Raw genomic sequence first — 16,389 nt, 5'->3', positions numbered from 1 at the left:
TTACTCCTTCGCCGCCAGTTTCACCGCACGGTTGCTGCGATCGACCGGGCGAACCTGTTCGCCGTCGTGCAGCACATGAACGCCCGCCGCCACCACCCAGTCGCTGGCTTCGAGGCCGCCGAGTACCGGGACCGACTCCTGACCGTAGGCGCCGACCTGCACCGGGGTTCGTTTGAGGGTGTTGTCGCTTTGCAGACGCCAGACGTAGGTTTGCCCCTGCTCGGCAGTCAGCGCCGACAACGGCACGGACAGCGGCACGTTGTGTTCGGACGCAATGAACACTCGGGCGCTTTGCCCCAGTTCAGCCGGGACCTTGCCACCGGCGAAGGCGATGCGCGCCGCGAAGGTACGGGATTTCGGATCAGCCGCCGGCGACAGCTCGCGAATACGACCGGGGAAACGCTGTTCCCGTTGCGTCCACAGCTCGACCGATACCGGGTCGCCAATCTTGAACCGGCCGTAGTTCTGCTCCGGCAGGCTGATCGAGACTTCCCGCTCGCCATCGGCAGCAAGGGTGAACACGGTTTGCCCGGCGGCCACCACCTGACCGACTTCCACCAGTCGTTTGGCGACGACGCCGTCCTGAGACGCACGAAGCACGGCGTAGCTGGTCTGATTGTCGGCAACCGTAAATTCGGCCTTGAGCTGTCGGAGGCGAGCATCACCGGCGCGGTACAGGTTTTCGGCGTTGTCGAATTGGGACTTGCTGACCATCTGCCGGTCCATCAATGTCTTGTAACGGTCACGTTCCGAGCGGACCATCTGCACGTTCGCCTCGGCGGCAGCGACTTGTGCCCGCGTGGCATCCAGTTGCAGGCGCACGTCCTGAGCATCAAGTTCAGCGAGGGGCTGATTGGCCTTGACCCGCTCACCCTCTTCCACGAGGCGCTTACTGACTTTGCCGGGGATACGGAAAGCCAGATCGGGCTCGAAACGGGCGCGGACTTCGCCGGGATAGCTGTCCATGGATTGGGACGAGGGCTGCGGTTGCACTACCATGGCGGGACGCACGGTGGCAGTAACGGAGACTTCCCGACCGCAGCCCGCGAGGAGCGACACCAGACTGATGGGCACAGCAAGGAACAAGGCATCGCGAAACATGGTGTGGCACCTTGGCAAGAGGGAGCTTTGAATAATTGTACTGGCGAGTATATTAAGAATTACCGAACTGAACAGTCCACTAATCAAACGAATATGCCTGAAAACTATTTAAGCGATTCCCCTTCGACCGCCGGTCCCGGCCGTCCAAAAGACCTGGTCAAACGCAAGGCGATCCTTGATGCGGCCAAGGACCTGTTCGTGCGCAACGGTTATGCGAGTACCAGCATGGACGCCGTCGCGGCGGAGGCCGGGGTTTCCAAGCTGACGGTCTACAGCCATTTCACCGACAAAGAGACGCTGTTTTCGGCAGCGGTGGTGGCCCGCTGCGAGGAACAGTTGCCTGAACTGTTCGTGGATGTCGCACAAAATGCGCCGGTGGAGAAAGTGTTGCTGGGTATTGCGAGAGGCTTTCACACCCTCATCAACAGCCCGGAATCCATCGAACTGCACCGTTTGATGATCGCCCTCGGCACGCAGGATACGACGCTATCAGCGGTGTTTTTCGAAGCCGGTCCGCAACGAATCCTTCAGGAAATGGAGCGTTTTCTGACGCGGGTTAATGACACCGACGGCTTGCATTTCGATTCGCCTGCGAGCGCGGCAGGGCACTTTTTGAGTTTGATCAAGGGCGTGTGCAATTTCCGGTTGCTGATCGGGAACGGCGGCGTGCCGGATGAGCAGACGAGCGAGCAGCATGTGCAGGAAGTGGTGGCGTTGTTTTTGAGGGCGTACAGAGCCTGAGTATTCAGTCACACCACCGAAGGCAGGCCTTGCGTGGATATCTGTGGGAGCGAATTCATTCGCGAATGGTCCGTCCGGTCGATAGAGATCCATCGCCTGAACAACCGCTTCGCGGATGAATTCGCTCCCACAGGTTCGAGGGCGAATTCACGTTCAGCAGCGCCCCTCGCCCATCAGGGCTTCAGCGCCTTCTTCGGATAAACGTCATACCGGCTGGATTTGCCATCCAGGGCATACCCCGGCTTGGCGCCTTCGATGCACGGGGCTTTGCGCGGGCGTTTGACCACCACGCGGTGGGTCGCCAAGGCCAGCGCCGCTTCAAGCAGGGCCGGGGCGTCCATGTCGTCGCCCACCAACGGGCGGAACAGGCGCATTTCTTTCTTCACCAATGCCGTTTTTTCGCGATGGGGAAACATCGGGTCGAGGTAGATCACCTGCGGCGGTTCACCTTCCCAATGGCGCATCAGCTCGATCGAATTGCCCGTCAGCAAACGCATCTGGCCAATGATCGCGCCCACGTCGAGGTCCTGAGCGCCCCGCGCCAAACCATCCTCCAGCAGCGCGGCAATGATCGGTTGGCGCTCAATCAGGCTCATTTCACAACCCAGGCTGGCCAGCACGAACGCGTCCTTGCCTAACCCCGCCGTGGCGTCCAGCACCCGAGGACGGACACCCGGCTGAACGCCGACGGCCTTGGCGATCATCTGCCCGCTGCCGCCACCGAACAGGCGCCGGTGGGCCGCTTTGCCCTCAACAAAATCCACTCGCACAGGCCCCGGCGCATCGTCGCCCAGCTGTTGCAATTGCAGGCCGTCATCGTTCAATTGCAGGGCAAAATCCGCTTGGGTGTCCTCCAGCGGCAGGCCCAGACGCGTGGCCCATTGTTGCGCTTTTTCCCGGGCTTCGGCCGTCATGGCTTCAACGCGAATGCGGCTGCCCGCTTGCTGCTCAGTCATCTCTTCAACACGCTCAAATTTTCTTAATGATTGGCAACATCTGCCGATAACGAAAGTATCCGGCATTTTGCCAGACCCACGGCATGTACTGAGCGCTTATGTCAGACATTCAGCAAACATCCTCGATAGGTTATTTGACGTACGCAGGCGACTACAGCGTACGCAATACCGAAACCCTGAGCGGCGTCACGCAGCTCTGGCAGGATGCCTTTGCCCGTGCGATGGCGCAGCAGGTCGATGACAACGCCGCCGCGCCTTCCGAGTACCCCGCCGTTGCTGCTGCGACGGACAGCATGACCGGCGAACCTGTTGCGGGCGCCAGAACGTTGGGCAAAATCGTCGAGCAGCGCGAATGCCCAGTCGTAGACACAGAAATTGCCCCGCCTGAGCCGCTGTTTCTGCCAATCGCCGAATTCGAATGGGACCTTGCCAAACGACCAGTGCCGTTCAGCGCCAGCGAAATGATCGAACAGCAGCGCAATCTGGAAATCGACAGCAACTGGGTTCGCCCGACGGTGCTGAATCCTTACGACGACAGCGTCGAGCCGGGGCCTGGTCCTCAGCCGCGCCCTCTGTTCCTGCCGATCGCCGAGTTCGAATGGGATCTGGCCGACAAGCCTGCCACGCCGTACAGCGCCGAAGAGATGACCGAACAGCAGCGTAACCTGGAATTCGATAACGGCTGGGCCCGTCCGATCGTGCTGCAGAATCTGCGGATTGCTGCATAACAAGCGCGCTCCTACACACCATGCGTCATCCTCCTACCGACACACCCGCCACCGTCCCATGTCCACGTGAAAATGATTCTGGTGGGCCGCGTTGTAATCCGGTCCCAGCACGGTGTTGAACTGCTGACAGGCATTGTCCCTGACCAGCCTCAGAAATCTCCCGTTATCGCCCTCGCCTTTCCAGTCCTTGAGCACGGAAATCCGCCTGCCGTCTGCCAGACGAAACCCTGCGATGTCCAGCGCATTGGCCGACGCGTGCTGACTCAGGCGCCCCTCGCTGCGGTTGTAGACGTTGCGGCAGGCGAAGCTGCCGAGGTGATCGATCTGCGTGACCTTTTGTCCGAACACCGCTTGGGCAGCGGGCTGCAGGCGATGGATGTCGAACAGCGCGTAGGCGACGGCCAACGGGCAGCTCGAAAGAAAACTGCTGCTCAACGCCACGTCTCCGCCTTGAATGCGCAAGGTATTGCTCAGCGGGCATTTAGCGTCGGCGGCGCTGTCTGCCTGATGGGCATAGCGCAGGGTGGAGGTTTGCAAAGCCTGATCGCACAGGGCCGGGTCATCCTGCAAACGCCAGAGTTTGAAGGGGGTGAGCAGGTTCGGTTGTTCCCGCACGTCCAGCGGCGCCCACGGGTTCCAGCGCCCAGGGACAGGCAACCAACCGCGCCACACCGAGAGCCCGATGCCGAGGCACATCAGGAGGGATAACAGGAAAAGGGTCGAGCCGCGCATGGGCGAGGTTTCCGCAGTGAGGACAATGGCATCCCCCTAACTGACCTCACAGCAAGCCGAGTTGCTGCACCTCTGGCCCACGCTCCAGCGTTGGCAATTCAGGCAGGCCTGGCAGCAATGTCAGCAATTGCTCATGGAAACGTCTGGCAAGGTCGGGCGCCTGGATGTTATCTGGCGTGTGCAAAAAGACGTAAGGCGTACGCCCTTCCTCAATCCAGGCCGCGACTTTCAGCGCCCACTGCTCGACAAAAGGCTCGTTCGCTTCCAGTTCTGGACGCCCGATGAAACGTACTTGGGGGAATAACGTGAGTGCAGCCGGGCGTACGGGCACCTTGGGTTTCTTCGACTGCGCATGCAGCACGGCCGGGTCTTGGGACACGCAACTGAACAACGGTCGCGAGTCCAGACAGATGCGCTCGACGCCCCGGTCGAGCAACAGACGATTGAGCATGCGCTCACCTTCACCCTTGTCGAAGAACCCTATGTTGCGCACTTCCACTGCCAAGGCGCGGCCTTCCAAGGCGTCGATAAACGTCGCCAGCTCGCCGAGGCGATGGGGTGAAAAGGTCGCAGGGAGCTGCAGCCACAGGGGTTGGACGCGTTCACCCAGCGGGGCCATTAGCTTCAGGAAGTCTTGCGCGGCAGTCAGGTGTTCGCGCAGGTCGCCCGCGTGGCTGATGTCACCGGGAAACTTGGCAGTGAATCGAAAATGCTCAGGCAAGACCTGCGCCCAGCGTTCGACAGTGGTGTCTTTGGGACGGGCGTAAAACGTGGTGTTGCCTTCGACGGCATTAAAGACCTGAGCGTAGAGTTCAAGCAGATCGGAGGTGCGGGCATCTTGCGGGTACAACGACTGACGCCAGGCGCTTTCGCTCCAGGACGGGCAACCGATGAAATAAGGGGGCGTGGCGACGTTCAAACGTGCAGATCGAGGCCCGAGACTTCGAGGTCCCAATCGACGAACGTTGAAGTCGTCAGGTAGCTGCTCAGGGCACTGGCCACCCGGCGACTCATGGCGCGCGGGAAGATGATGTCCTGTTGGCGTGCCGGCACATTGGCCGTGCCGCCGGTTTGACGGCGAGCGGTCTGCGGAACGACTTCTTCAACGTCGTCGATGATCACCTCTTCGGAGGCGTTATCGATCGTCGCAGCGCCTTTGCGGGGCTTGCGCTTTATGGGGTACGAACGTTGTGAAGGACCGTTAATCCGCATCGATGCTTACTCGGCGTCTTGTAGTGGCAATTTAATCTCACGAACGCGCTTAAGCAAACTCGCGAACGATAACTAGACCACAGTTATTGCCGAATGTTTAAAACCGCCGGGCAGAAATGATCGCTTTGTCGCCGAACGGTAGTGAATGCTGTGACTTGGGTCTCAATTGTGGCGTGTTGATATCGATTGATCACGCCTGTAATAGCGCGGCTTGCTGGCGATGGAGCCGTAGCGGCTGTACCTCCGTCTCGCGAATGAATTCGCTCCTACAGGGTTCAGATGGATCAACGCGCCTTGGGGGTGGCCACTTTGTCCCGCAGGTAAACGGGCTGTGCGTCGTCCGCGACAATGGCTTCGCCACGATGCCAGGCGAAGGTGCCAAGGGTCAGCAGGTCTTGGGCGTGGGGCAGTAAAGTGGCGTCCTGATCGGAGAGGTTGACAGCGATGCGCTCGGCGTAGCCCCACCCGGTGCCCGCTCCGAACCACTCCCCCGAAGCGTCGATGGGCAATGCGGCACGCTCAGGAGGCATCACCGCTTCCTCACCCAGCAGACGCATTTCCCCGGCCGTTTCGCGGTAGCAGCCCCAATACACTTCATCCATCCGCGCATCGATGGCCGCTGCCACCTGAGTCACCCCGCGCTCACGAAAGGCGCGTTGCGCCAAGGTGGCGAGGTTGGAAACCGGCAACACCGGGCGCTCCAGGCCGAACGCCAATCCTTGTACCACGCCAATGGCGATGCGCACGCCAGTGAACGCGCCGGGACCACGACCGAACGCAATGGCGTCCAGTGCGGACAGGCCAATGCCCGCCTCGGCCAGCAGGTCCTTGATCATGGGCAGGAGTTTCTGCGCATGCAGGCGCGGGATCACCTCGTAGTGAGTCAGCACTTTGCCGTTATGCAGCAAAGCGACTGAGCAGGCTTCAGTGGCGGTGTCCAGGGCCAGCAAGGTCGTCATCGGGGTGTCCGTGGTTGAGCGAATGAAGGGGTGCACAAAGCGTTACAAAAAATGAGGCAGCATTATAAACAACAACGGCCCGCAAGCGGGCCGTTGTTCACTGCGCTAATGAAGGATCAGCCCAGCGCTGCGTTCACCTTGCCAGTGATGTCTTCCACGGAGCCGACGCCCGCGATGCTGCTGAACTTCGGCGTGCCATCTTTGGCTTCGAGTTGCTTGTAGAACTCGACCAGAGGCTCGGTCTGCGCGTGATAGACCGACAGGCGATGGCGAACGGTCTCTTCGACGTCGTCTTTGCGCTGAACGAGGTCTTCGCCAGTTTCGTTGTCCTTGCCTTCAACCTTTGGCGGATTGAATACGGTGTGGTACACGCGGCCCGAACCTTCGTGCACACGACGGCCGGAAATGCGTTTGACGATCTCTTCGTCATCGACCTTGATCTCTACCACGTGGTCAATCGCCAGGCCCGCATTCTTCAGGGCTTCGGCCTGAGGAATGGTGCGTGGGAAACCGTCGAACAGGCAGCCATTGGCGCAGTCAGGCTGCGACAGGCGATCCTTGATCAGGCCAATGATCAGGTCATCGGAAACCAGACCGCCACTGTCCATGACGCTTTTGGCTTTCAGGCCCAGCTCGGTGCCCGCCTTGACCGCTGCCCGCAGCATGTCGCCAGTGGAGATTTGCGGAATGCCGAATTTCTTGGTGATGAACGTAGCCTGAGTACCTTTACCGGCCCCGGGAGCTCCCAGCAGAATCACGCGCATTGTTGTGCTCCTCAATTTTTATAGAGATTTCGTCGGATTCGCCTAAATGGGGCCAATCACTTTAAAAATTTAACTGACCCAACGGCCAAAGGCTGATCAAGATACACAGCCGGTTCATGCCGCACAAGACGCCAAAAGTCGCAGCAACCCGCGAAAAACCAGTAGCTTGCCAACGATCAATACTTTGGTACGACCCGGTGTAACTTCAGGGGTGTGCATCCTTGTCGACCAGCCAGGCGCCGCGAGATGAAGGCCTGCGCCCTCACCCGCGTCGCAAGTGCCGCGTCAGCCGGTGTTACGCAAACCAGCGGCAATGCCTGCGACAGACACCAGCAGCGCCTGTACCAAAGGACTGTCCAGACTGGCGTCCTGTTTGCGCGAGCGCGCCAGCAATTCGGCCTGTAATAGATGAAGCGGGTCGAGATAGGTGTTGCGCAGGCTGATGAACTCAAGCGTCTCGGGGCTATGGGCCAACAGTTGCGATTGGCCGGTCAGTCCCAGCACCACGTCACACGCCTGCGACAATAGGTCGCGCAAATGTGCACCCAAATGCAGCAGCCCCGGCTCCACCAGACGTTCGTCGTAGAGCTGCGCGATGTCGCTGTCTGCCTTGGCCAGCACCATTTCCAGCATGTCGATGCGCGTGCGGAAGAATGGCCACTGTTCGCGCATCTGTCCTAGCAGGTCGCCCTGCCCTCGCTCCAGCGCCTTGCTCAGCGCGTCTTCCCAGCCGAGCCATGCAGGCAGCATCAGGCGCGTCTGGGTCCAGGCGAAAATCCAGGGGATCGCGCGCAGGCTTTCGACGCCCCCTGCGCGGCGCTTGGCCGGACGGCTGCCCAACGGCAGGCGGCCCAGTTCCTGCTCAGGCGTGGCCTGGCTGAAGTATTCGACGAACTCGGGATTCTCCCGCACAACAGCGCGGTAGGCCTTCACGCCATCTGCCGCCAGCTCGTCCATCATCTGCCGCCACGCAGGCTCCGGCAGCGGCGGTGGCTGGAGCGTCGCTTCGAGCACAGCGGCCAGGTACAGGTTGAGGTTCTGTTCGGCGATATCAGGCAACCCAAACTTGAAGCGGATCATCTCGCCCTGTTCGGTTGTGCGGAAACGCCCGGCCACCGACCCCGGTGGCTGCGAGAGAATCGCCGCGTGGGCAGGACCGCCGCCACGCCCCACCGTGCCGCCGCGGCCATGGAACAGCAGCAGTTCGACTTGCTGGGCGCGGCAGATCTCCACCAGCTTTTCCTGCGCACGATACTGCGCCCAGGCCGCCGCCGTGGTGCCCGCGTCCTTGGCCGAGTCGGAATATCCAATCATGACTTCCTGTGGACCGTGCAAACGCAGGCGATAGCCCGGCAGGCTGAGCAGATGCTCGATCACCGGCCCGGCGTTATCGAGGTCCGCGAGGGTCTCGAACAGCGGCACGACGCGCATCGGTCGTTGTAATCCGGCCTCTTTGAGCAGCAACTGCACGGCGAGCACATCGGAAGCAGCACCGGCCATGGAAATCACGTAAGAGCCCAACGACGCCGCAGGGGCAGCAGCCACTTCGCGACAGGTGGCCAGTACTTCGGCGGTGTCAGCAGCCGGTTTGAAATGCGCGGGCAACAGCGGGCGTTTGCTGCTCAGCTCTTGCAGCAGGAACTCGATGCGCGCCTCTTCGCTCCACTCGTTGTAGCGCCCCAACCCAAGGTAATCGGTGATCTCGGTCATGGCCGCGCTGTGGCGCGTGGAGTCCTGTCGGACGTCGAGTTTGACCAGGAACAATCCGAAGGTGACGGCCCGACGCAGGCAGTCCAGCAGCGGACCGTCGGCGATGACGCCCATGCCGCATTCGTGCAACGACTGGAAACACAACTGCAGAGGTTCCAGCAATTCCCGGTTACTGTTCAGCACGTCTTCCGGTGCAGGCTGAGTGACTTTCAACGAAGCATGGGCCCAGTTACGGGTAGCACGAAGACGCTCACGCAGCTTTTTCAGCACGGCACGATAGGGTTCGACGCTGTCACCCGCTTCGGCCTGCAAAGCAGGACTGGCCTGTTGCATCGACAACTCGGCCGCCAGTTGATCGACGTCACGCAGGTACAGATCCGCCGCCATCCAGCGCGCCAGCAACAGCACTTCACGGGTCACGGCAGCGGTGACGTTCGGATTGCCGTCGCGATCCCCACCCATCCAGGAAGCAAAGCGAATCGGTGCGGCTTCCAGTGGCAAATGCAGGCCGGTGGCAGCTTGCAGCGCCTGATCGGCTTTGCGCAGGTAATTGGGAACGGCCTGCCACAGCGAGTTTTCGATGACGGCAAAGCCCCATTTCGCTTCATCCACCGGGGTGGGTCGCACACGACGGATTTCTTCGGTGTGCCACGCTTCAGCGATCAGGCGTTGCAGACGCTCGGTGATCTGCGCACGCTCCTGGCGGTTCAAGTCGCGATGGTCAAGGGCAGCCAGTTGTGCGGCGATGGCGTCGTATTTCTGGATCAGGGTGCGGCGCGCCACTTCAGTCGGATGCGCAGTCAGCACCAGCTCAATCTCCAGCTTGCCGAGTTGGCGAGCCAAGGCTTCAGGTGACTGCCCGGATTCCTTCAACCGCTCCAGCAACTCGGGAAGCACGCGGGATTCGAACGGCTGCGGCTTGCTGTCATCCCGTCGATGAATCAGTTGGTACTGCTCAGCGATGTTGGCCAGGTTAAGGAATTGATTGAACGCCCGCGCCACGGGCAGCAACTCGTCCTCGCCCAGGCTTTCCAGATTGGAACTCAGTTGCTCGGTGCTCTGGGTCGCGCTGCGGCGTCCGGCTTTGGCACTTTTGCGAATACGCTCGATTTTTTCGAGAAAATCAGCCCCGTGCTGATCACGAATCGTATTGCCCAATAGCTCACCCAGCAGGTGAACGTCCTCACGCAATCGTGCATCGATATCAGCCATCCAGCCTTCTCCTTCAGCGTTTTTTTGTTCTGTCCTGAGTCAGTTCGGTCACCCGAAACTGAACGCCCTCGTAAGTTTTGCCTCTATCAATGTGTATAGAGCGACAAATTCATGCAGGTACGCAACCCTTTGCCTTACATCTGCCGGGAGCAAGCTAGTCTCAACACGGGCCACGTCACGCAACGGACGACGGCTCGACAATTCGCCAGAACCCGCCCACGCGCGGGTCGTTGAAGAGGTCTCTATGAAAATCCGTGAGCTCGCAAAACACTGGGAAGATTCCGCGAAAGGTCGCCTGACCAAAACCGGCTACGCGGTTCACCTGGATGTAGAAGCCGCGGCCCGCCTGGCCGCCATCGCCGAGATGTACCCCAAGCGGTCCGCCGAAGAACTGCTGGGCGAGCTGATCGGTGCTGCGCTGGAAGATTTGGAAGCCAGCTTTCCCTACATCAAAGGCCAGCATGTGGTCGCCACCGACGAAGAAGGCGACCCATTGTATGAGGACGTCGGCCCTACGCCGCGATTCCTCGCACTGTCTCGTCGTTATCTGCAGGATTTGTCCGAGCAGCAGGACAACGCTCAACACTGATCACGACGCCGCTTTCAGATCACAAGAAGTACGCGTGCCCGCCCCGGAAATCGGGGTCGGCGCGTCTTTTTTTGCGCCAATTTAAAAACGCCAATTTTACAGCGCGTAACAAAACGCCCGCGGGTAAGAGCGAAAACGTCTGAACTATTCAAAAAACGTGAAGGTCCGACCCATTAGCCATTACAGAAAAAGCCGACAGGTGGCAGCGGAAATCGACCTTGGTCATGTCCCCGCCCTGGCCAGCGCTGAAATGGAAAATCTAGCTTTCAGGAGTTTCAAAATGGAGTTGACCACCATGAATACCCGCACCGCCACTCACACCTTCAAAACCCCGCACGGGCTGAAACTGGCCGCGTTGGTCGTGGGCACCAGCCTCCTGCTCGCCGGTTGCGCGGGCAAACCTCCAAGCGAGCAATACGCGGTGACGCAATCTGCCGTGAACGCTGCTGTCAGCGCAGGCGGCACCGAGTACGCCGCAGTCGAGATGAAGTCGGCGCAGGACAAGTTCAAGCAAGCTGAACTGGCCATGCAGGAAAAGAAATACGACGAAGCTCGCAAGTACGCCGAACAAGCTGAATGGGACGCTCGTGTAGCCGAACGCAAGGCACAAGCGGCAAAAGCACAGAAAGCGGTGCAGGACGCGCGTCAGGGCGTCAACGAACTGCGTGAAGAAGGTCTGCGTCAGGCTCAGCCGACCGCTCAATAACCTCTCGCACTTCAAGCATTGCCACTGGATTTAAAGGACGAAAATATTATGCGCAAACAAGTACTGATCCCTGCCCTGCTGGCCCTGAGCGTTGGTCTGGCTGCCTGCTCCTCGCAACCGAACGTGAACCTGGAACAGGCTCGCACCAATTACTCGGCGCTGCAAAGCAACCCGAAATCCACCGAACTCGCTGCCCTTGAAACCAAGGACGCCAGCGACTGGCTGAACAAGGCTGACGCCGCCTATCGCGGCAATGAAGATCAGAAGAAGGTCGATCAACTGGCCTATCTGACCAATCAGCGCGTTGAGCTGGCGAAGCAGACCATTAACCTGAAGACCGCTGAAAACGACCTGAAGAACGCTGCAGCCCAACGTGCACAAGCGCGTCTGGATGCTCGCGATGCGCAGATCAAAGCCCTGCAGAACAGCCTGAACGCCAAGCAGACCGAGCGCGGCACGCTGGTGACCTTCGGCGACGTGCTGTTCGATCTGAACAAATCTGATCTGAAATCCGCAGGTCTGGTCAACGTCAACAAGCTGGCCCAGTTCCTTCAGGAAAACCCGGATCGCAAAGTGATCGTCGAGGGTTACACCGACAGCACCGGCTCCGACAGCTACAACCAGTCGCTCTCTGACCGCCGCGCCAACTCCGTGCGCATGGCGCTGGTGAAGATGGGCGTGAGCATGGACCGTGTTGTGTCCCAGGGCTATGGCAAGGAATACCCGGTCGCTGACAACGCCAGCGCTTCGGGCCGCGCCATGAACCGTCGCGTGGAAGTCACCATTTCCAACGATAACCAGCCGGTCGCACCGCGTTCGTCGATGCAATAAATCGTTGCAGCGATAAACAAAAGCCCCGCCTGTTGACGAACAGGCGGGGCTTTTTTGTGGATGACGGAGCGACGTCTACTGCACCCTCTGCGGCGTTTCCTGCCCCATGCAACGCACGGCCTGTTTGCGGTCGTTGACCAGCACACCGGTCAGGCCTTTCTGCTCGCTGTCGAACAGCACCATCACCCCTTCCACGCAGTGCGCGACCTGCGGCGCAGGTTCCAGCGCGACTTTGTAGTCCTCCCCCGGAACGGTCTTGAGCATCGTGAACTGGCTCAATTCCAATGCGTCTTCGGGCTTGGCGAAGTGCAGGTAGCCGTAGTACCACAGCACGCCCACGGTGCCGAAAATGCAGCCGATGCCGGTGAGGATTTGCGGGATGAGGTTACGCTCTTCGGTCATTGCGGCTTCTCTTCAGGCTTACTGTCCGACGGCGTAGAAGCCTTCTTCTGGCTCGGATCAGGATCGGGATAGTTGGGGACTTCGGCCAACCGACGCAGGCCGCTGAAATGCGCCGGATCATCCAGATAACGCACCATCACTTCCTGCCACGTCGGATCGGCGAACGTCTGGACGTGGGGGCCACGGGTCAATTGCAGCACCCGGGGTGGCGGCGCGTTCTGGTACAGGCTGATGCCGTTGTGAAGCGGGACTTGCGAATCGTCGAGGCTCTGGAACATCAGCATCGGCGTGCCTTTCAATTGAGCGATGCCGTTGATGGCACTGTCGCTGTCAGGAATCACCCACGACAGCGGGCGCTTGAAGGGCCAGGTCAGCCAGGACGTGCCGAGGGTATAACGGGCGACCTCGCGGTAACTGGCGGGCACGCCGTCGAGCACCAGTGCCTTGATGCGCGAACGCTGTTGAGGGTGTTCGGCCAGGTAATGCACGGCCAACGCGCCACCGATGCTTTGCCCGAGCACCACCAGCGGTTTGCCCTGTACGTCCGGGGCTTTGCTCAGCCAGTCGAACGCCGCGTCAATGTCCTGATAAATCGCGGGCAGGCTGGGCTCGCCTTCCGATTTGCCATAGCCGCGGTAGTCGAGCAGCAGCACTTGATAGCCCTGCTCGGGCAGCCACCAGCTCCCACCCAAATGCCAGGCCATGTTGCCGCCGTTGCCGTGCAAGTGCAGCACCGTGCCCTTGACCGGGACGCCTTCCTTCGCAGGCAGGAACCATGCGTTGAGCCGCGTGCCGTCTGCTGCCGTGAGGGTTACGTCGCGCCAGGCGATGTGGGCCTTTTCCGGGGTCAACGGCACTTCGCGTTCGGGGTAGAACAGGAGTTGGCTGCAGCCGGTGAGCGAAATGAGCAGCAGCAACGTCAGAAGAGGCTTCAAGCGATGTCCTTGTCGTTCGCGTAACTGTAGGAAACCATCACAGGATATTCGAGTAATCCGCCTCGATCCGGTCCAGGCTCAAATGGTTGAGGAAGTTGGAGAAGCACATCCACGCCGACAGCGCGTTCATGTCACGGAACTGGTCGGGCAGGTACTTCGGTGGCACGACCAGTCCCTCATCCACCAGTTGCCGCAAGGTGCGCATGTCTTCCAGCGTGGTCTTGCCGCAGAACAGCAATGGCACCTGCTCCAGCTTGCCCTTTCTCACGGCCAACTGGATGTAGTTGTAAACCATGATGAAGCCTTTGAGGTAGGACAAGTCCTTGGTGAACGGCAGACCGTTCGGCACCGAGCCTCGGAACACGCGACTGGCATTGCCATAGCTTTCCGGCATACCAAAGCCTTGCTCGCGGTAGAACTCGAACACTTGCAGGAAGTCCGCCCCTTCTTCCGCCATGTGAATGGCGCGGGTGCGGTTGGTGAGCTTGCGCAGACGGCTTGGATAAGAGGCGAAGCCGATCACTTCCATCAGAATCGCCAGGCCTTCCTGTGTCACGGTTGACGAGGGCGGGCCTTTGGCGAGGAAGGTGCAGATCGGCTGGTTCTGGCCATTGAGCGTCGTGCCCACGTGCACCAACCCTTCGTGAACCTCCAATGCACGCACGTCACGTTCGTTGAACATCGCGTCGCTGCGGATCTTGATGTAATCCGCACCCGCCGCCGCGTCGGCCACGATGCCGTCGGACTCGAACACCCGAATGGTTTCTTCCGCTTCGCCAAACGTGCGATTCAAGCGGCTTTGCAGCATCGCCACCGCGTCTTTCGCGTTGAGGGTTTTCGGCTCGTCCTTGAGGTCGCCACGTCCGGCGATGTTGTTCAAGTAATCAGAGAGCATCATGCCGAGGTCGGCCAGCGTCGGGTCTCCAGCGTGGAAGGCATCGGACGCAGCGCCGTATAGCTCTTGGGAAATCAGACCAAAATCCGGCGTGCCCCGCGCTTCGAGCATGCGCACGACCATCCGGTATTCCTTGCACATGCGGCGCATGATCTGCCCGACCGGGTTGAACTGCCCCAGTTGCCGGGTGATGTCACGTTCGATGTTCTGGAATTCGAGCTTCACGGCCCCGGAGTCGAACCCGAGCGGGCGGTTTTCGTAATAGGCCCGATCCACTTCGGGCATTTGCTTGCCCTTGGCCGCGAGGAAATTCTTGCGAATGCTCTCGTCCCACTTCACCGCGTCGAGCACGCGAATCGGCGTCTGCGCCAGCACGATGCGGTCGGACAGCGCGCGAATGGTCTGCTGGTATTCGTCCACCCAGTACCCCTTTGATTAACCCGTGGCGCTATTTGGCCATGCGCTGATATTGAGCCGCCTTGAGAAAGACGTCGGAATTGGCGGTGTCGTCCAGGTAGGCGAACACCTTGTCCATGGAAGTGGAGATCAGCACGCCGTCGCCCTTTTCGGTTTCGGTGGGCTGGCCTTCGAAGGTCTTCTGATCGACCAATTGCTGCATGCGTTCGACGTCCAGGTCGTAGATGACGAGTTCGTCGGCGGCGCTGTCGTTATCGATCAGGTCGAAACCGGCGATCACGTAATTGGCGCCGTACTTCTCGGGCAATGCCGCCGAGACGTACCAACGGCTGCCGTGCCGGGAAACGGTGAAGGTGTATTCGTCGCGGTTTTTGCGGTCGCCCTTGCGGTAGCTGACGGCCTTGTACTGATTGGCGCCCGCGCGGCTGATTTCCAGCTCCAGTGGCTCGCCCCAGGCATTTTTGCTGGTCCAGGTGCCGAGCAGCTTGGGCGGCGCAGTGTCGCTGGCGGGAATCGGGTCCTTGAAAGTCACCAGGCATCCGCTCAACAACGCGAACGACAAGGCGAGCAAGACGCTCCAGACTTTCATCGCTTCTCCTGAATTCAAGCGTTCTCAGCCAATCACTGGCTTGGCAGTACCCAACACCAGATGCATCTGGCGCGTAAGAATAGCGAGCATTTCCTCGTCTGCTTCGGGACGCGGCCCTGCGAGCAGCCCCTGATATTCCATCCGCCCGATAATCCCCGTCAACACTTGTGCATCCACTTGCGGTTGGGTCGAGCCCATCACCTCCAGAAACTGGGCGCTTCCCTGCAAGAGAATTTGCTGATGGGCCGCCACCAGCGGCGCCAGGCGAGGGTTGATCAGGGCTTCCAGGCAGAACGCATGTTCAGCGATCAACTGGTCGCGCCGGGTCAGCAATTGATGGCGCACGTAGTCCAGGGTCATGCGAGCGATTTCATCGGCCAACCGGCCACGGGCTTCGGCGCTGCCGTCGTTGCGGGCGACCATCTCGCGCAGTAGGTCTTCGGTGTTGGTCCACAGCTTGGCCATGTAGGCGGCGCTCCGCTCGACGTATTGGGCGAAGGCATCGGTGAGCAGGTCGTCGATGTCCTTGAAGTAGTAGGTGGTGGCGGACAGCGGCACTTGCGCTTCGGCGGCCACGGCCCGGTGGCGCACGGCACGCACGCCGTCACGAATGAGGATGCGCATGGCAGCATCGAGAATCTGCTGGCGGCGTTGCTCGCTGCCCTGTCGGCTGGCCTTGCGGCCCTGATACTGAACACTCTGCGCGACGGCGGTGGCCAGGCCGGCGGCTCCCTTTTGAGCGATCGTACGATTCACGACGAGGTTTTCCTTTCTCTGATGCGCTTGAAGTTACGGGTTCGAAGCCATTGTCCGGGCAATCGCGGAACGCCCTGTAGGAGCGAATTCATTCTGGGCGGCATTCCGACGATGCGGGCTTACGAACGATACATCTTCATGGCCTGACACATCT

At 60.3% G+C, this 16,389-nt stretch carries 18 protein-coding genes; 5 read left to right on the top strand and 13 right to left on the bottom strand.

The window, feature by feature from the left end:
- Positions 1-1,101, bottom strand: a complete 1,101-nt coding sequence (locus ACIQAL_RS01245; RefSeq protein ID WP_401141572.1) for an efflux RND transporter periplasmic adaptor subunit — start codon at positions 1,099-1,101, stop codon at positions 1-3.
- A 93-nt stretch (positions 1,102-1,194) separates the two neighbouring features.
- Between ACIQAL_RS01245 and ACIQAL_RS01240 the strand changes: the two genes are divergently transcribed.
- Positions 1,195-1,842, top strand: coding sequence for a TetR/AcrR family transcriptional regulator (locus ACIQAL_RS01240; protein WP_166593806.1), 648 nt, complete (start codon positions 1,195-1,197; stop codon positions 1,840-1,842).
- 173 nt (positions 1,843-2,015) lie between these two features.
- Here ACIQAL_RS01240 and ACIQAL_RS01235 read toward each other — a convergent pair whose 3' ends face one another.
- On the bottom strand, positions 2,016-2,798 hold the full coding sequence (locus ACIQAL_RS01235) for a class I SAM-dependent methyltransferase (RefSeq protein WP_401141570.1): 783 nt from the start codon (positions 2,796-2,798) through the stop codon (positions 2,016-2,018).
- 98 nt (positions 2,799-2,896) lie between these two features.
- Between ACIQAL_RS01235 and ACIQAL_RS01230 the strand changes: the two genes are divergently transcribed.
- Entirely contained in the window at positions 2,897-3,526 is a 630-nt protein-coding gene (locus tag ACIQAL_RS01230) for an energy transducer TonB (protein ID WP_401141569.1), read from the top strand.
- A gap of 33 nt (positions 3,527-3,559) precedes the next feature.
- Here ACIQAL_RS01230 and ACIQAL_RS01225 read toward each other — a convergent pair whose 3' ends face one another.
- The 6 genes from ACIQAL_RS01225 to ppc all read right to left on the bottom strand — a co-directional run bounded on the left by ACIQAL_RS01225 (position 3,560) and on the right by ppc (position 10,115).
- Positions 3,560-4,258 (bottom strand): extensin family protein, encoded by a 699-nt coding sequence (locus tag ACIQAL_RS01225; RefSeq protein WP_401141567.1) that lies wholly within the window; start codon positions 4,256-4,258, stop codon positions 3,560-3,562.
- A gap of 46 nt (positions 4,259-4,304) precedes the next feature.
- The gene (locus ACIQAL_RS01220) at positions 4,305-5,177 is read right to left on the bottom strand and encodes a DUF72 domain-containing protein (protein ID WP_401141564.1); all 873 of its coding nucleotides are present in this window, start codon (positions 5,175-5,177) and stop codon (positions 4,305-4,307) included.
- On the bottom strand, positions 5,174-5,470 hold the full coding sequence (locus tag ACIQAL_RS01215) for a hypothetical protein (RefSeq protein ID WP_166593566.1): 297 nt from the start codon (positions 5,468-5,470) through the stop codon (positions 5,174-5,176). Before ACIQAL_RS01215 ends, ACIQAL_RS01220 begins: the two co-directional genes overlap by 4 nt.
- Before the next feature lie 284 nt (positions 5,471-5,754).
- On the bottom strand, positions 5,755-6,429 hold the full coding sequence (tsaB, locus tag ACIQAL_RS01210) for a tRNA (adenosine(37)-N6)-threonylcarbamoyltransferase complex dimerization subunit type 1 TsaB (protein ID WP_401141561.1): 675 nt from the start codon (positions 6,427-6,429) through the stop codon (positions 5,755-5,757).
- 116 nt (positions 6,430-6,545) lie between these two features.
- Positions 6,546-7,193 (bottom strand): adenylate kinase, encoded by a 648-nt coding sequence (gene adk, locus ACIQAL_RS01205; protein WP_341959629.1) that lies wholly within the window; start codon positions 7,191-7,193, stop codon positions 6,546-6,548.
- Positions 7,194-7,478: 285 nt separating this feature from the next.
- The gene (ppc, locus tag ACIQAL_RS01200) at positions 7,479-10,115 is read right to left on the bottom strand and encodes a phosphoenolpyruvate carboxylase (protein ID WP_401141559.1); all 2,637 of its coding nucleotides are present in this window, start codon (positions 10,113-10,115) and stop codon (positions 7,479-7,481) included.
- A 244-nt stretch (positions 10,116-10,359) separates the two neighbouring features.
- Here ppc and ACIQAL_RS01195 point away from each other — a divergent pair, with 244 nt between their 5' ends.
- From ACIQAL_RS01195 to ACIQAL_RS01185, 3 genes are all read left to right on the top strand, one after another.
- Positions 10,360-10,704 (top strand): pilin assembly protein, encoded by a 345-nt coding sequence (locus tag ACIQAL_RS01195; RefSeq protein WP_166593570.1) that lies wholly within the window; start codon positions 10,360-10,362, stop codon positions 10,702-10,704.
- A 280-nt stretch (positions 10,705-10,984) separates the two neighbouring features.
- Positions 10,985-11,410 (top strand): DUF4398 domain-containing protein, encoded by a 426-nt coding sequence (locus ACIQAL_RS01190; protein ID WP_401141558.1) that lies wholly within the window; start codon positions 10,985-10,987, stop codon positions 11,408-11,410.
- Positions 11,411-11,458: 48 nt separating this feature from the next.
- Positions 11,459-12,241 (top strand): OmpA family protein, encoded by a 783-nt coding sequence (locus ACIQAL_RS01185; protein WP_401141555.1) that lies wholly within the window; start codon positions 11,459-11,461, stop codon positions 12,239-12,241.
- Between the two features lie 75 nt (positions 12,242-12,316).
- Here the strand turns inward: ACIQAL_RS01185 and ACIQAL_RS01180 are convergent, their stop codons facing one another.
- Genes ACIQAL_RS01180 through ACIQAL_RS01160 form a run of 5 tightly spaced genes read right to left on the bottom strand, consistent with a single transcriptional unit; the run spans position 12,317 to position 16,235 of the window.
- On the bottom strand, positions 12,317-12,643 hold the full coding sequence (locus ACIQAL_RS01180) for a hypothetical protein (RefSeq protein WP_401141552.1): 327 nt from the start codon (positions 12,641-12,643) through the stop codon (positions 12,317-12,319).
- Positions 12,640-13,578 (bottom strand): alpha/beta hydrolase, encoded by a 939-nt coding sequence (locus ACIQAL_RS01175; protein WP_401141549.1) that lies wholly within the window; start codon positions 13,576-13,578, stop codon positions 12,640-12,642. The genes ACIQAL_RS01180 and ACIQAL_RS01175 overlap by 4 nt, the downstream gene beginning before the upstream one ends.
- Positions 13,579-13,615: 37 nt before the next feature.
- Entirely contained in the window at positions 13,616-14,893 is a 1,278-nt protein-coding gene (locus ACIQAL_RS01170; protein WP_166593575.1) for a flavohemoglobin expression-modulating QEGLA motif protein, read from the bottom strand.
- A gap of 28 nt (positions 14,894-14,921) precedes the next feature.
- Positions 14,922-15,479 (bottom strand): hypothetical protein, encoded by a 558-nt coding sequence (locus tag ACIQAL_RS01165; protein WP_401141547.1) that lies wholly within the window; start codon positions 15,477-15,479, stop codon positions 14,922-14,924.
- Positions 15,480-15,503: 24 nt separating this feature from the next.
- A complete protein-coding gene (locus tag ACIQAL_RS01160) occupies positions 15,504-16,235 on the bottom strand; it encodes a TetR family transcriptional regulator (protein ID WP_166593577.1) in 732 nt (243 codons plus the stop codon).
- Positions 16,236-16,389: the final 154 nt, after the last annotated feature.

It is taken from the genome of Pseudomonas sp. NPDC088368, from assembly GCF_044753445.1.
Lineage (GTDB): Bacteria > Pseudomonadota > Gammaproteobacteria > Pseudomonadales > Pseudomonadaceae > Aquipseudomonas > Aquipseudomonas bambusae.
Note: the sequence above shows the minus strand (reverse complement) of the source record. Positions and strands in the feature narration are given on the sequence as shown.

Bases quoted from the DNA above. Each gene is read 5' to 3' on its own strand.
- ACIQAL_RS01165 (WP_401141547.1), bottom strand. From the start codon at position 15,479: ATGAAAGTCTGGAGCGTCTTGCTCGCCTTGTCGTTCGCGTTGTTGAGC.
- adk (WP_341959629.1), bottom strand. From the start codon at position 7,193: ATGCGCGTGATTCTGCTGGGAGCTCCCGGGGCCGGTAAAGGTACTCAG.
- ppc (WP_401141559.1), bottom strand. From the start codon at position 10,115: ATGGCTGATATCGATGCACGATTGCGTGAGGACGTTCACCTGCTGGGT.
- ACIQAL_RS01230 (WP_401141569.1), top strand. From the start codon at position 2,897: ATGTCAGACATTCAGCAAACATCCTCGATAGGTTATTTGACGTACGCA.
- ACIQAL_RS01240 (WP_166593806.1), top strand. From the start codon at position 1,195: ATGCCTGAAAACTATTTAAGCGATTCCCCTTCGACCGCCGGTCCCGGC.
- ACIQAL_RS01215 (WP_166593566.1), bottom strand. From the start codon at position 5,470: ATGCGGATTAACGGTCCTTCACAACGTTCGTACCCCATAAAGCGCAAG.
- ACIQAL_RS01245 (WP_401141572.1), bottom strand. From the start codon at position 1,101: ATGTTTCGCGATGCCTTGTTCCTTGCTGTGCCCATCAGTCTGGTGTCG.
- ACIQAL_RS01225 (WP_401141567.1), bottom strand. From the start codon at position 4,258: ATGCGCGGCTCGACCCTTTTCCTGTTATCCCTCCTGATGTGCCTCGGC.
- ACIQAL_RS01190 (WP_401141558.1), top strand. From the start codon at position 10,985: ATGGAGTTGACCACCATGAATACCCGCACCGCCACTCACACCTTCAAA.
- tsaB (WP_401141561.1), bottom strand. From the start codon at position 6,429: ATGACGACCTTGCTGGCCCTGGACACCGCCACTGAAGCCTGCTCAGTC.
- ACIQAL_RS01185 (WP_401141555.1), top strand. From the start codon at position 11,459: ATGCGCAAACAAGTACTGATCCCTGCCCTGCTGGCCCTGAGCGTTGGT.
- ACIQAL_RS01180 (WP_401141552.1), bottom strand. From the start codon at position 12,643: ATGACCGAAGAGCGTAACCTCATCCCGCAAATCCTCACCGGCATCGGC.
- ACIQAL_RS01195 (WP_166593570.1), top strand. From the start codon at position 10,360: ATGAAAATCCGTGAGCTCGCAAAACACTGGGAAGATTCCGCGAAAGGT.
- ACIQAL_RS01235 (WP_401141570.1), bottom strand. From the start codon at position 2,798: ATGACTGAGCAGCAAGCGGGCAGCCGCATTCGCGTTGAAGCCATGACG.